At 63.0% G+C, this 14106-nt stretch carries 7 protein-coding genes; 2 read left to right on the top strand and 5 right to left on the bottom strand.

The genetic code is table 11. The features are described 5' to 3' along the window. Positions 1-66 precede the first annotated feature (66 nt). Both AC59GX_RS18480 and AC59GX_RS18475 read left to right on the top strand, forming a co-directional pair. Positions 67-2406, top strand: a complete 2340-nt coding sequence (locus AC59GX_RS18480) for a glycoside hydrolase family 31 protein (protein ID WP_497302180.1) — start codon at positions 67-69, stop codon at positions 2404-2406. A 400-nt stretch (positions 2407-2806) separates the two neighbouring features. Then, positions 2807-4531 (top strand): DUF885 domain-containing protein, encoded by a 1725-nt coding sequence (locus AC59GX_RS18475; RefSeq protein WP_497302179.1) that lies wholly within the window; start codon positions 2807-2809, stop codon positions 4529-4531. A 493-nt stretch (positions 4532-5024) separates the two neighbouring features. Here the strand turns inward: AC59GX_RS18475 and AC59GX_RS18470 are convergent, their stop codons facing one another. From AC59GX_RS18470 to AC59GX_RS18450, 5 genes are all read right to left on the bottom strand, one after another. Continuing rightward, positions 5025-6524 (bottom strand): tryptophan halogenase family protein, encoded by a 1500-nt coding sequence (locus AC59GX_RS18470; RefSeq protein WP_497302178.1) that lies wholly within the window; start codon positions 6522-6524, stop codon positions 5025-5027. Beyond that, positions 6521-7555, bottom strand: coding sequence for a cupin-like domain-containing protein (locus tag AC59GX_RS18465; RefSeq protein ID WP_497302177.1), 1035 nt, complete (start codon positions 7553-7555; stop codon positions 6521-6523). The genes AC59GX_RS18470 and AC59GX_RS18465 overlap by 4 nt, the downstream gene beginning before the upstream one ends. Further along, positions 7548-8252, bottom strand: a complete 705-nt coding sequence (locus tag AC59GX_RS18460) for a SapC family protein (RefSeq protein ID WP_497302176.1) — start codon at positions 8250-8252, stop codon at positions 7548-7550. Before AC59GX_RS18460 ends, AC59GX_RS18465 begins: the two co-directional genes overlap by 8 nt. A 55-nt stretch (positions 8253-8307) precedes the next feature. Beyond that, positions 8308-11580 carry a TonB-dependent receptor gene (locus AC59GX_RS18455; RefSeq protein WP_497302175.1) on the bottom strand — a complete coding sequence of 1091 codons (3273 nt, stop codon included), beginning with the start codon at positions 11578-11580 and terminating at the stop codon, positions 8308-8310. A gap of 137 nt (positions 11581-11717) precedes the next feature. Further along, positions 11718-14039 carry a beta-glucosidase family protein gene (locus tag AC59GX_RS18450; protein ID WP_497302174.1) on the bottom strand — a complete coding sequence of 774 codons (2322 nt, stop codon included), beginning with the start codon at positions 14037-14039 and terminating at the stop codon, positions 11718-11720. Positions 14040-14106 lie beyond the last annotated feature (67 nt).

Raw genomic sequence — 14106 nt, 5'->3', positions numbered from 1 at the left:
GATGAACAAGGATATCATAAGTGAAATTATAAAGTGGACAACCGCGCCACGTCCGGGAGAGAGATAATGAGCTGTCCGTCCATCCGTCGCGCGCTGCTGCTCGCCACCGGCGCCTCGCTGGTCACGTTTGCCGCACCCGCGCTCGCCAAGCCGCTGGCTACCGTCGACCGCAATGGAAGCTTGGTCGCGATCGAACCCTATGCGCCTAATATCGTCCGGGTCACGATCGCGCTCGACCGTGACGAGGTAACGGCCGCACCCGGGCCTGGCCCTAACGCCAAGCCCGACGCGACCGGTTGGAGCCACCGCACCGATGCCAGCGGCGACGTCTTCGCTTCTTCCGCGCTGTCGATCACGGTTGATGCCAAGCCTTGGCCCAAGGCCCCAAGCCAGATGGAGCGCTATTTCGCGCCCTCGCTGCCCGGCGTCGGGATCACGATCAAGCGTGCCGACGGCAGCGCGCTCGCCGAGATGACCGGCTGGGAAATGGCGCCGCAGACCATCAACGGCGAAAAGACGTTCCGCGTCGGCGCCAGCTTCGCGGTGCATCCCGACGAGCATTATTACGGCCTTGGCCAGAACCAGGAAGGCAGACTCGATCTGAAGGGGCGCACGATCGACTGCCGCCACAATTACGATGCCCCCGCCGGCGAGACGCTCTGCGTGCCGTTTATGGTTACCAACAAGGGCTATGGCATCGTCTGGGATAATCCGTCGGCGACGACCGTGTCGCCGGGGCTCCACAATGCAACTCACTGGCAATCCGACGTGGGCGAGCGAGTCTCGTTCTTCGTTATCAGCGGCGCGACCACCGACGAGATCTATTCGGGGTATGCGAAGCTTACGGGCGTCACGCCTCTGCCCCCCAAGGCCGCTTTCGGTCTCATCCAGTCCAAGGCGCGCTACGAGACCCAGGCCGAACTACTGGGTGTCGCGGAGGGCTATCGCAAGCGCAACCTACCGCTCGACGTGATGGTGCTCGACTGGTTCTACTGGTCGCGGATGGGACAGCTCGATATCGACCGCACCTATTTTCCCGACCCGAAGGGCATGAACGACACGCTGAAGTCGATGGGCATGCGTTCGATCATCAGTGTCTGGCCACGTTTCGAACGCGAGTCGCGCTATTACGACATGCTCGCGACCAAGGGCTGGATGCTCCACGAGAAGGACGGCAGCGTGGTCGATGGCCTGCCGATCCGCTCCGACCGCACCGGCGGGCTGATCGACTCGACCAACCCCGACGCGCGCGAATGGTTCTGGGGCAAGATCCGCGACAACATCGCCAGCCAAGGCTTTGACTGGTTCTGGCTCGACGAGACCGAGCCGGATCTGGTGCCGGACGGCCATTTCTACTCGATCGGATCGGGTGACCGCTATCACAACCTCTACCCACTCGTGCATACTACGGGGGTCGCCGACGGCTCGGCCCGCGACCGACCCGATTTCCGTAATCTGATCCTGTCACGCGCCGCCTATCTCGGCACCCAGCGCAACGGCGCGCTGTTCTGGTCGTCGGACATCCAGTCGACTTGGGAAGCCTTGCGCCGCCAGGTCCCTGCGGGCCTCGGCTTCACCGCAACCGGCATGGCCTATTGGAGCAGCGACACCGGCGGTTGGCAATATCCGAACGGCCCCAAGGCGTTGAACCCCGTGCTCCTCGACCCTGCCGGCGCGGCCGCAATGTCACCGAGCTATGCCGATTACCCAGAGCTTTTCACGCGCTGGTTCGCCTATAACAGCTTCACCCCGACACTGCGTATCCATGGCCAGCGTCCCGGCACGGCGCTCTGGGATTACGGCGCCGCCGCCGAACCCGTCCTCGCGAAGTTTCTAAAGCTCCGTTATTCGCTGATCCCGTACATATACTCTCTCGGGCACACGACATATCAGACCGGCGCACCATTCATGCGCGCGCTGTTCATGGATTTCCGGAACGATCCGAAGGTCGCCGACATGGGCGACGAGTACATGTTCGGCCCCGCCTTCCTCGTTGCCCCTGTCACCGACCAAGGCGTTACCAGCCGAAAGGTCTATCTTCCCGTTGGTGCCGACTGGTATGATTTTTGGACTGAGAAAAAGTACACTGGCGGCCAAACGATCGATGTTGCCGCACCGATCGACCAGATCCCGCTGTTCGTCCGCGCCGGATCCATTCTACCGATCGGCGTCCAGGTGCCGAGCACTGCCACGCGCCAGTCGCTCGAGTCCATTCGCATCTATCCGGGCCGGAACACTAGTTTCTCGCTCTACGACGACGACGGCACCACCAACGCCTATAGAAAGGACGGCGGCAAGTCGGCAACACTGCGCTGGGACGACTCCGCCGCACGGCTAACCGCTTCGACCGCGTTGCCGACTGGGCAGGATGCCGCCAAGCTTGTTCGCTTGGTCAAAGGTCGATGACCACTTGCGACGGTCGCCAAATAAACCGTCGCAAACTCTATAGACACGATGGCGTACAGTTCGAAGTCGCTGTACATGAACGGCACTCGCCTACTAGTGGCAAATGTATAACGGATAGTACATAGCATGGGGGCATCTGCATAGACCTATCAAGATGCTTAAACGTTCATGCTGGTCGCTGGGCCAAGAGAAACCTTACTTGTAGACCCAAATGCGGACGCTCAGACCGTCCTACACTCTTCCTAATTCCAGCCGTTCGTTCATCTACCGATGGCGGGATGCTACAACGAAGACACGGCACAGTTGAATTTCACGCGGCCGACGAAAGGAAAGCCGGCGTGCTTTCCCTTGCCGACCGAGGGAGATACGACTGCTGCGACAAGCGGAAAATGGGGACACGATGAGGTTTGAATATGTGGCCGCGACGGTGCTTCTCGCACTTGCTCCAGCAACGGCGTGGGCCCAGCCGAGCTCGGCGGATGCGCAGCTTAAGGCGATCTACGACGCTGAATGGGAATGGCGACAGAAGGAGTTCGCGCAGATTGCGGACGGCTTGCGCAGCAAGTCCGATGATCATTTCCCCGCCGTCGCCCCGGGTGACTGGGCGCGCCGCCGCAGCTACTGGAGCGCAGTTCTCGACCGCATCGCGCGTATTCCCGCGGCGCAACTTTCGCCCGAAGAACGATTGAACGCCGCCGTCCTCGAGGAATCGCTTCGCGGCGAAGTCGCAAATATCGACTTCCGCACCTACGAGGCGCCGCTCAACAGCGATTCCTACTTCTGGGGCGAAGTGAAGCCCTATGCCCCGCTCGAGAACGCCGACGACTATCGCCGCTACATCGGCCGGCTCAAGGATGTGCCGCGCTGGTTCGACCAGAACATCGCCAACATGCGCGCCGGACTGAAGCGCGGCTTCACGCCGCCACGCGTGTCGCTCGCTGGGCGCGATGCGACCATTGCCGCCTTCACCAAGCCGGGCGCCGACAACCCGCTCGCCGAACCGTTCAAGGCAATGCCCGCTTCGATCTCGGCAAGCCAGCAGGCGTCGCTGCGGGCAGAGGGACTGGCTGCGATCGATACCGCCGCGGCCCCCGCCTATGCGAAGCTCCTCGTCTTCTACCGCGGCACCTACCTGCCCGGCACGCGCACGACGGTCAGCGCCTCTGCACTGCCTGACGGCGAGTCGTTCTACAAAAGCCAGATCCGCGAATACACGACCCTCGATCTCACACCGGAGGCGATCCATCAGATCGGCCTCAAGGAAGTTTCGCGCATCGACGCCGACATGAAGACGACGATCGCCACCACCGGCTTCAAGGGCAGCTTCGCCGACTTCCTCGCCTTCCTGCGCAGCGACCCGCAATTCTACGCCCGAACCCCGGACGAACTGCTCGGCTTCTCGGCCTATGTGGCGAAGCGGATGGACGGTCGGCTGAAGGACGTCTTCACCACCCTTCCCCGTTACCGCTTCACCATCCAGCCGGTGCCCGACGCGATCGCGCCGGTCTACACCTCGGGTCGCGGTGGGCTCAGCGCATGCCTCATGAATACCTACGACCTGAAGTCACGCCCGCTGTACAACATCGTTGCGCTGACGCTGCACGAATGCGTCCCCGGTCACAGCCATCAAGCCGCAATGGCATTGGAAGCCCCCAGCCGCCCCGCCTTCCGCCGCCAGACATACTTCTCGGGCTATGGCGAAGGTTGGGGGCTCTATTCGGAATGGCTCGGCACAAAGCTCGGCATGTACCGCACGCCGTACGAGGAATTCGGTCGCGAGACCTTCGAGATGTGGCGCGCCGCCCGCCTCGTCATCGACACCGGCATCCATTCGATGGGGTGGAGCCGGCAGCAGGCGATCGACTACCTCGCCGGACACACAGCGCTCGCGAAGCTCGACGTCGAGATCGAGGTCGACCGATACATCAGCTGGCCGGGGCAGGCACTGGCCTACAAGCTCGGGGAGATGAAGATGCGCGCGCTGCGCGCAAAGGCGGAGGGGGAATTGGGCGACCGCTTCGACCAGCGCCGCTTTCACGACGCCCTGCTCAACATGGGCTCAGTCCCCCTGCCAGCGATGGAGGCCGAGATGATGAAGTGGATCGCGGTAGAGAAATCACGCTGATACGGTAGGCTTCGCCTCGGGTGCTCGCAGCGCGAGGTCGAGCGCTATTGCGTTTCACCCGGGCAGGCGTGCCGCTACAAGATCGGCCATGCTGCCCGGCTGCGGGCACCGGAGAAGGCCAAGGCAATCGCCGGCAATCGCCGGCGATCGCTTCGACGTGAAGCATTTCCACAATGTACTGGAAGCCGGTGCGATGCCGCTGTCGATTTTTGCAGTGGATTGCCGAGGAACACGCGGGCTTCCGAGCACCTTCGAACTTCGATTTAAATTGACTCACTTCCGGACACTCCGGTGACCATTTACGCTTTCCAACTTCGGACGGCGGTTCATCGTGAGAGAATGTGTAGCGCGCCTTTGGAAACAGCAGCGCGGATGGCTTAGAGATATCAGCGACTTGTGGATCCAGAAACCCTTTTTAGTGGGCGTCTTCTCCACACATAATAGTATTCCCGTCTTGTAAATTATCCGTCCAAAGCAGTGGCTACGTGATGCATCAGCCGTCAGCCAGGCAATACCGCGCTAGGAAATCGCAATGTCGCGGTAGCGCCTGCATTGTACTCGTTATTCCTCTGGAAAGATCTGCGAAGGAGGTTTGCAACTCCTGTTCCTTGATGATGCGCGCGATGCGATGATGCGCGCGGGGCTCGACGCCTTGCCCGAGCATAACTGAGACCCAGGAATCGATCCTGAACAGGTCGTCCTGTCCCTGCCAGGCGCCAGCGGTGTTCGTGAAGAGTGCGATCCGCTCAGCGAGGCTATCGGGGATCGTCATGCGCGCGCAGTCGCGCCAGAACGGAGAATCGTCACGTTGGGTGACATGGTAATGGAGGATAATGAAGTCGCGCACATGCTCCCACTCGTGGCGTGACTGCGCGTTGAAGCGCGCAGCGAGTGCGACGTGATCGTCGCCCCGGAATGGGAACAGCTGGATCAGGCGGATCACCGCATTCATGATCAGATGAATGCTGGTTGATTCAAGTGGCTCGATAAATCCTGCCGCCAGACCCAGCGCGATACAGTTCCGGTTCCACGCCTTGCGTCGCATCCCAGAGCGGAACCGCAGCGGTCGAGGCTCGAACAACGGGCGGCCATCTAGAGCGCCGATCAACGTCGCGTGCGCCTCGTCGTCACTCATATGCGCGCTGGAATAGACGAGGCCGTTACCGGTCCGCGTCTGGAGCGGAATTTGCCAGCGCCAGCCAGCTCCATGCGCGATCGCGCGCGTGTACGGCACGGGCGGTGCCACCGTCTCCGTCTGCACGGCAAGCGCCCGGTCAGTCAAAAGCCATTCCGACCAGTCCTCAAAGCCGGTCCCGAGCGCGCCTTCGGTTAGAAGCGCGCGGAAGCCGGTGCAATCTATGAACAGATCGCCCGCGATCCGCTCACCCGATGCCAGGACGAGCGCGGCGATATCGCCCCCCTCGCCGTCCCGTTCGACCCGCTCGATGCGTCCCTCGACGCGGCGGACGCCCCAGGGTTCGGCCAGCGTTCGCAGGAACCGCGCGTAGGCGGTCGCGTCGAGGTGATAGGCGTAAGCCAGCGAATGCTGCTCGTCGTGACCGAAGAGGCCGGCGCCAGCTGCCTGCTGTTCGAGCGAATAGTCACCGTACGCGCCAGCGAAACCGCGTGCGCGTGCCTCCAGCCAGAAATGCTGGAAGTCGGCGATCGCCACCGACCTGCCGACGCTGCCAAACGGATGGAAATAGCGGTCGCCGACCTGGCGCCAGTTCTCGAACGCGATGCCGAGCTTGAAGGTCGCTTGCGTCGCACGCATGAACGCCGCTTCGTCGATGCCGAGAAACGCGTGGAAGCTGCGCGCGGTCGGAATGGTGGACTCGCCGACGCCGACGGTGCCGATTTCGTCGGATTCTACGAGCGTTACGTCTACGAGCGGGCCAAGCTGGCGCACGATTGCTGCAGCTGCGATCCAGCCTGCGGTGCCACCACCCGCGACGACGACGCGGGTACGCTGTTCTTCGGAAAACTCGCTCATCGGTTCAGCCGGTGGAGCAGGTAGGCGCGCAACTGACGTGCGCCGGGCTCGTCGAGCGGTGCGAGCGGTCCGCGTGCAGGCGGTGGTAGATGCGCTGCGACCGCCTCCGCATCGCCGAACACGTAATGATCGAACATCGCGCGCCACGCGCGCTTCTCCTGCGCGGGCCGGTCGCGCAGGCTGAGCAGAGCGTGCAGCATCGTGTCCATCGGCGTATCCATGAAGGCGGGCGCCGCGTTCCACCAATAGTTCACCAACACGTTGAAGTCGTCGAGCGCCTCGACATGGTGCCACCACAAAGCCGGATAGACGAGGACGTCGCCTGCCTCCAGATCCGCGACCGATCCGGCGGCAATCGCGGCCGTAAAGCGTGGATAAGCCTCAAGATCGGGCGCGGCGAGATCCACCATGCTCACCACCTGCCCTCCAGGAGTCGGTGCGAGCGGGCCGGGATAGAGGTTGGCGACCTGGTCCGGTGGGAACAGCGTGAAGCGTCGTCGCCCGACTGCGCAGACCGCCGCGTTGTTCGACATGTCATGATGCGCGGACGCGATCGTGCGGTTGCCAATCCAGATACTGGCGAGCGGCGGGTGGCGATCGAACACGTTGCCGTGCGGCATCAGGTCGTTCTCGGCGCGGAACTCGGGGAGATAGGTGTCGAGATCGGTGGAACCGATATAATAAGCGGGTGCCTCAGCGTCGCCGAGATGACCAAGCACCCGATCAAGGAAGGCGCCAAGCGCGATCCGCTCGGCAGCGAAGTTCATCGCTGTGGCGGTCTCGTCATAATGGAAGCGTCCCCTGATCGCGGGATTGCCGACATAGCCGGTGACAGGACGGCCGGCATCGAACCGGCGCAAATACGCGGCAGCCTCTTGCGGCGACTTGCGTCCGGCCTGGACCAGCGGCCAGTCGGCGGCGAGCCCGCGAAGGATCACCGGCTCGTCGGTCGCTATCAATGCCTCCAGATCGAGGACACCGGAGTGATCGATCTCGCGCACGCGTCGCGATACGTGCAATTTCTCAGCCATGGAGCTCTTTCCGCAGCTTCCGATCGATCAGGTGTCGAAGGTTGCCGAGCGAAGAGGCGATCCACAACGCCGGACGCAAAAAGTCATCGTGGTGGAGCCGGGCCAGGGTATCGCCGTCCAGCGCCGCGAGCCGCCCCGCATCGATGGTGAACCGGTCAGGAATATCGTAGCGCCGCCCATCGGCGAGATCGAGTTGAAGCGTTGCGGGTTCGAGCAGGTCGGCGGCGGCAAACGCCTTGAACATCGCCTTCTCGGTCTCCAGACCGACATAGATCCGTTGCAGCATCGCCGAGACGTGATCGAGCAATGGCGCGTTACCGCCGAGCTCGCGAAACACCGGCTCGCCGTCGTCGACGATGCGCGGATGATCCGGGTCGACATGGATCATCGGCTCGCCATTGGCATCCACACCGATCGAGAAGGGACCGCGCGCCCGTGCCGCCGGCACGTACCGCGCGTCCCACCGCTCGCCGTCGAGAAACAGGTTCTCGTCCGGATCGAGCCCTAAAAGAACAGTCGCGAAGAGGGCGCCGTGCTCGTCGCGCCGCAACAGGATCGCATAGTCGCGCTGCAGTTCCTCGAACTCGGCTGGGAAGACGCGCGTCTGGTTGATTGCATCGCCGTAGCGCGCGTGATGACCGACCGCGACACGCAGGTCGCGGTGGTCGACATTGTTGAGAAGTATCGGGGACGCCATGAGATGATCCTAGACGAGGAAGGCCGCTGTCGTCAGCGGCCTTCTCGCCGCTTGGTCAGAAGCGGTATCGCGCTCCGACCAGATACCGGGCGGACCCTTCCGACAGGTACCAGATGTTGCTCTTGTCGCGGCCGTAGGAGCGCACGCCCTCCTCGGTGATGTTGATCGCTTCGAACCCGAGTGCAAAACGCGAGGTGAGGTCGAAGTTCACCGACAGGTCGAGCTGACCATAGGGCGCGGTGAACACCGGATTGCGATCGCCGCCGCGGTTGATGCCACTAAGGAACTTGTCGCGCCAGTTGTACGACATGCGCGCCGAGATACCGTTCTTGTCGTAGATCAGCGTAGCGTTGGCGGTATCCGACAGACCGACCAGCGCGAACGTGTTCACGCTCGGATCGGCCGCGATGTCGATGCCGATGTTGCCGCGGACCAGCGTATAGCTCGCTGCCACGCCGAAGCCTGTATCCCCGAGGAAATACTGCCCGGCGAGCTCGACGCCGTAGATATGAGCATCCTGGTTGTTGATCGGCGTATTGACCGCGAAGTTGAACAGCGGATCCTGCCCGTTGGCGGTGATATCGTACTGGCCGAGTATCTGATCGACGAACCCCTGGTTCAACGCGCGGCTCTGCGTGTTGTAGTTGGCCGCGAACTGGGCGTTCGTCGTTGCGACGTTGCCCGCATTCTGCTGGAGCAGCGCCGTGTAGGTGAACAGGTTCACGTCGGTGATGTCAGCGTTGAACGTGCCGGCCAGCTGCTCCCGCGCGGTGCCCGAACGCGTCCCGGCGGTGCCCGAGGTGGGATCGCGCAGACCGAACAGATTGCGGTTGACCACCGTCTGGCCGATGAAGTTGTGGACCTTCTTGTTGAAGAAGCCCGCCGACAGGAACACGTCCTTGCGCGGATACCATTCGAGCGAGACGTCGATGTTGTCCGACGACAGTGGATCGAGATCGGTGTTGTGCGCCGTGCCGGTTGCGATGCCACCGATCGCCGTCGGGCGGCCCGGACCGTTTACGTTGGTCGAAGCGAACAGGTCTCCGTAACCGGCACGCGAGATCGTCTTGCTGTACGAGGCGCGGGCAAAGAGGTTGTCGACGACCTCGAACTTGGCATCCACCGACGGGAGCCAGTTGCTGTAACCGCCACGCGACGACAACGTCTGCCGATCGGCGGTGTTCAACACGAAGAAGTCGTTGTCGGCAGTCCACACGACCGCGGTCGGTACCGGCTGGAGCGACACCGCACGCACCTTGGTGTTCTCGTACCGGACGCCGGCAACCAGCTGCGCATTGTGATCGAACAGCTTGCCGTTCCAGGATCCCTGGACATAGCCCGACCAGATGTTTTCGCGGACGCGATTGTCGTCGTTCGCGTCGATGTTGTCGGCGTGGTTCACGCCGTCATTCGTCACGCCGAGATAATAGTCGTGCAGCGTGTTGTAGAGCTTCGTCGCGTCCTGCGTACGGAATGCCACCAGCGTATTGGCGTCCGGATTTCCGTCGTTGTGCTCGAACTTGCACACGTTGCAGAACTGGAAGACCTGACCGGGCGCGAGACGCGCGATGTCGGGCGGCAGCGAATTGCCCCAGTCACCCAGGACCTGGCGCGTGTTGTACTGCGTCTGACGCGTATTCGTGGTGCGATAATCGGCACCGGCGTCGAGGCGGAGCTGATCATTCAGTGCCCATCCGGCGTCAGCGCGAAGCTCCTTGACGCGCTGCGTCTGATTGGACGCGAACTGACGCTGTACCGCGCTCGACAGATCGCCGAGATCGATCACGCCGTTGCCGTTGCCCTTGATGAAGGACTGGCCGTTGGGCGTTGTGCTGGCCGAACCGTCGTTGATCGCGATCGTCTGCTGCGGGAAGCCATTCTTGCCGAGCGTCAGCGAATGTGCGGCGACGACCGGCGCGTTGAAGGCGACCGTGGTCGACGTCTGGCCATTGGGATTGTCAGGCGAGCTGTCGGCCCGACCGATATGGCCGTCGATCGCCACCGAGAAGCGCTCGGTCGGCTTCCATTCGATGTTGCCCCCGAAGTCGTACAGCTTGTTCTTCTGCGCGCGATACGCCTGCTCGAACGCTTCATCCTTCACGCCGTTGATCGTTTCGGACAGGAAGCTCGTCGTCGCGATGCCGTTGCTGGCGTCGTCGAACGTGACCACGCCGAACGGGCGGTTGAACCAGTTGGACTGGGTCGAGCGACGTTCGGACTGGCGCAGCTGGGCGTAGAGACCGTCTGCAGTGAAGGTCAGCGTATCGGTCGGACGGAATTGAATGACGCCCGACCCGTTGATGCGCTCGCGGCTCGCCTCGGAGAAGTGATAGCGCGAGTCGTTCGGTACGGAGACCAGGACGTTGCCATTGGTCGGACGGTTATTGATCACCGTCTGACCGTTGACGAAGCCGTTGCCGGGATTGAGGAAGTCGGTCAGCGACCGGATGTTCCAGTTGTCCGGCGCGACGCTCGAGAAGCTAAAGTTGCGCTTCTGGTAGCTGCCGAACAGCGACACGCCGAAGCGCTGGTTGGGATCGCTCCAGCTGGCGGTACCCGACACCTCGGGCGTCACGCGCGCACCGCAGTCGAAACAGTCTGACGAGCTGTTGTCGTAGCTGCCCTTGACGCCGAGCGAGCCCAGCAGACCCGTGTCCTTGGAATCAAGCGGACGACGGCTGACGACGTTCACGGCCGCGCCGATGCCACCCGAGGGGATCGCAGCGCGGCCGGTCTTGTAGACCTCCAGCGTCTTTACGCCTTCGGAAGCGAGGTTGGAGAAGTCGAACGAACGACCGAAGCCACCCGCGCCGTCGCCGCCCTGATCACCGCCCACCGCGACGATGTTCGATGTCGCGAGCTGGCGGCCGTTGAGTGTGACGAGGTTGTACTGCGCGCCAAAGCCGCGAACCGTGACGGTCGAGCCTTCGCCGTTGCGGCGATCGATTGACACACCGGTGATGCGCTGCAGTGATTCCGCGAGGTTGGTGTTGGCGAACTTGCCGATGTCTTCCGCGCTGATCGCATCGACAACGCCGAACGAATCGCGCTTGATCGCGATCGACCGCTCGAGCGAGGCGCGAACGCCGGTCACGACGATCTCGTCGCCTGGGGCCTGGTCGGGCATCGCGTTGGTCGCGGTCGCACCGGTCTCAACCTGCGGAGCGCCTGGCGACGTATCGGCTTGTGGTGTGCCCTGTTGGGCCTGAACGGCTGGTGTCGGATCTGGAGCGGCCTGCGCATTCGCCAAGCCGGGCATCGTCAGCCCCGCCACCAACGCGAATACCGACGTCGAGCGCGCGAACGCCGACGGAATAGAACCCCTCATACTCATCCTCCCTGACCGGCATGTCCCTACCGGTGTATGATTCTGGCGGTGTAACCCCGCGTTGCTCAACCGTGCTTCCGTCCGACATCGATGTCAATCAGCGCGTGACATCGACGTCCAACATGGGCGGATTTGTTTCAAGGTGTGTCAAAAGCAGCACGGGCCAACGCAAGGCGCCGGTCAGTCAGGATGACCGTCCCTGCGCCGATCGTCGTCTGAGCGTCCGTTGCGAGTTTTAGCGCATACGCGCCGCCCTTTAAGCGCCAGCCGGAGGTCTCCCACCGTGCCAACGCGCGTGGATCGGCTGTGATCGTCACGTTCCTGGTCTCGCCGGCCGCCAGCGTTTGACGTGACCAGCCGACCAACCGAGGCGCGCCACCGTCCGGCGACGTCGCGTAGAGTTGAGGTACGGCGGTGCCGGTACGTGCGGTCTGATTGGTGACAGCGAACGTTACGCTGGCATTGGTCCCGCCTGAAAACCGTGGGTTGCTGATCTTCGTGTTGGCGTAGCTCAGCCCGAAGCCGAAGGGGAACAGCGGTGTGTCCTTGCGTGAGGCATACCAACGATACCCGACGTTCGCCCCCTCCTGATAGGTGACGGGATAGGCCGGAAGCAGGCTGGCATCTCCGGCACCGGCATTGGCGGAGGCGTCGTTGCTGGTCGCGCCGGTCGGCGAAGTCACCGGCCGAGGGCGAGGGAGTTGCTCGATGTTCCGCGGGAAGCTGATCGGCAGCCGGCCCGACGCATCGACCTCGCCGAACAACACGCGCGCGATCGCCTCACCGCCGCGCTGGCCCGGATACCAGGCCTCGATGATCGCCGGCACCCGAGTGGCCCACGGCATCAGAACCGGTCCACCGGTCTCCAGCACGACGATGGTACGTCGGTTGGCTGCGGCGACCGCGTCGATCACCGAATCCTGATTATCAGGAAGCGACAAGGAGGGCGCATCCTGCGCTTCGGTCTGCCAGTGCGTTGCAAACACGATCGCAAGGTCGGCGGCGCGGGCCGCCTTGGCGGCAGCGACCGGGTCGGTGCCGTCGACGAACGTCACCTGCGCGTTCGGCGCCAGAGCCCTGATGGCACGCAGCGGCGATGACGAGTGATAGGTTATCCGGGCGAACGAGGCTGCCGCGCCACTTTTGAGCGGGATCTCGATCGGTACGCCGCCGACGGAGCGAACCTGGGACGAGCCGCCCCCGGACAGCACGCCGACGTCAGCATGACCGCCGATGACCACGATCGATCGTACCGTCTTGGCAAGCGGCAAAAGACCCTTCTCATTCTTGAGCAAAACGATACCTGCCTCGGCAGTGCGCTGTGCGATCTCGGCGTTGGCGGCATAGTCGATCGGCTGTGCGGATTTGGGCGTGGGATTGTCGTAGAGACCGCTGGCGATGACCCCGGTCAGGATGTGGCGCACCATGTCGTCGAGCCGCGCCGTCGAGACCCGCCCGGCAGCGACAGCGTTCGCAAGCGGCGTGCCGAAATAGACCTTGGCATCCAGTTCCTGGCCTGACTCCTGGTCGAGCCCTGCGTTGGCCGCCTTCTCCGTGGAATGTACGGCACCCCAGTCGGACATGACGAACCCGGGATATCTCCAGTCCCTGCGCAGGACGTCGGTCAACAGGAACTTGTTCTCGCAAGCATAGTCGCCGTCGATGCGATTGTACGCGCACATCACCGAACCCGGCTTCCCATCCGCGATCGCGATCTCGAACGCCAGCAGGTCGCTTTCCCGTAGTGCCGTCGGATCGATCCGCGCGTCGAGAACCGCTCGTCCGGTCTCTTGGCTGTTTAGGACGAAATGCTTGATCGTCGAGACGATATGGTTCGACTGAACGCCCCGGATCGACGCTGCGCCCATGACGCCTGTGAGCAGGGGATCTTCGCCGAGATACTCGAAGTTCCGCCCGTTCCAGGCATCACGCGTCAGGTTCACGCCGCCCGCAAGCAACACGTTGAAGGTCTTCGCCCGCGCTTCACTGCCGATCATGGCGCCCCCGGCATAGGCGATGGCGGGATCGAAACTCGCGGCGGTAGCAAGGCTCGCAGGAAGCGCAGTGGCTACATCGCCCTTGCGCTGCTCGACCTGATTAGCAACGCCCAGCGACGCATCGCTTTCGCGCAACGTCGGTATGCCAAGACGAGGGACACCGGGCACGTAACCGGCGGACGGAATCATGTCGGACGTCATCGGCTTCGCCATCGGTGGAAATATGCCGTGAACGTAGCTCAGCTTTTCGGCCTGCGTCATCGCCGCCACGAGAGCGTCCGCCCGGTCCGCTGCGGTTCTCGTCGTATCGCGCCAGATCTCGGACGTGCGTGCAGCCGTTCCGCCAGCCGCCTTGGATGCTGAAGCTCTTGCAGACCCCACCTCGGGCAAAGTCTGCGCCGAAAGCGCCATCGGCGCGACGCTCAGCAGCGCGCAGGCGATGCGCGGAAATCCCGTGCTCATCGTAGATATCCTCCCATGCCGCATTTTCCCGAGCGGCTTGGCAGCGTGATCGCCAACTCCGACATCG

The organism is Sphingomonas sp. 320_CC (assembly GCF_059691795.1).
Note: the sequence above shows the minus strand (reverse complement) of the source record. Positions and strands in the feature narration are given on the sequence as shown.

Bases quoted from the DNA above. Each gene is read 5' to 3' on its own strand.
- AC59GX_RS18480 (WP_497302180.1), top strand. From the start codon at position 67: ATGAGCTGTCCGTCCATCCGTCGCGCGCTGCTGCTCGCCACCGGCGCC.
- AC59GX_RS18475 (WP_497302179.1), top strand. From the start codon at position 2,807: ATGAGGTTTGAATATGTGGCCGCGACGGTGCTTCTCGCACTTGCTCCA.
- AC59GX_RS18470 (WP_497302178.1), bottom strand. From the start codon at position 6,524: ATGAGCGAGTTTTCCGAAGAACAGCGTACCCGCGTCGTCGTCGCGGGT.
- AC59GX_RS18465 (WP_497302177.1), bottom strand. From the start codon at position 7,555: ATGGCTGAGAAATTGCACGTATCGCGACGCGTGCGCGAGATCGATCAC.
- AC59GX_RS18460 (WP_497302176.1), bottom strand. From the start codon at position 8,252: ATGGCGTCCCCGATACTTCTCAACAATGTCGACCACCGCGACCTGCGT.
- AC59GX_RS18455 (WP_497302175.1), bottom strand. From the start codon at position 11,580: ATGAGGGGTTCTATTCCGTCGGCGTTCGCGCGCTCGACGTCGGTATTC.
- AC59GX_RS18450 (WP_497302174.1), bottom strand. From the start codon at position 14,039: ATGAGCACGGGATTTCCGCGCATCGCCTGCGCGCTGCTGAGCGTCGCG.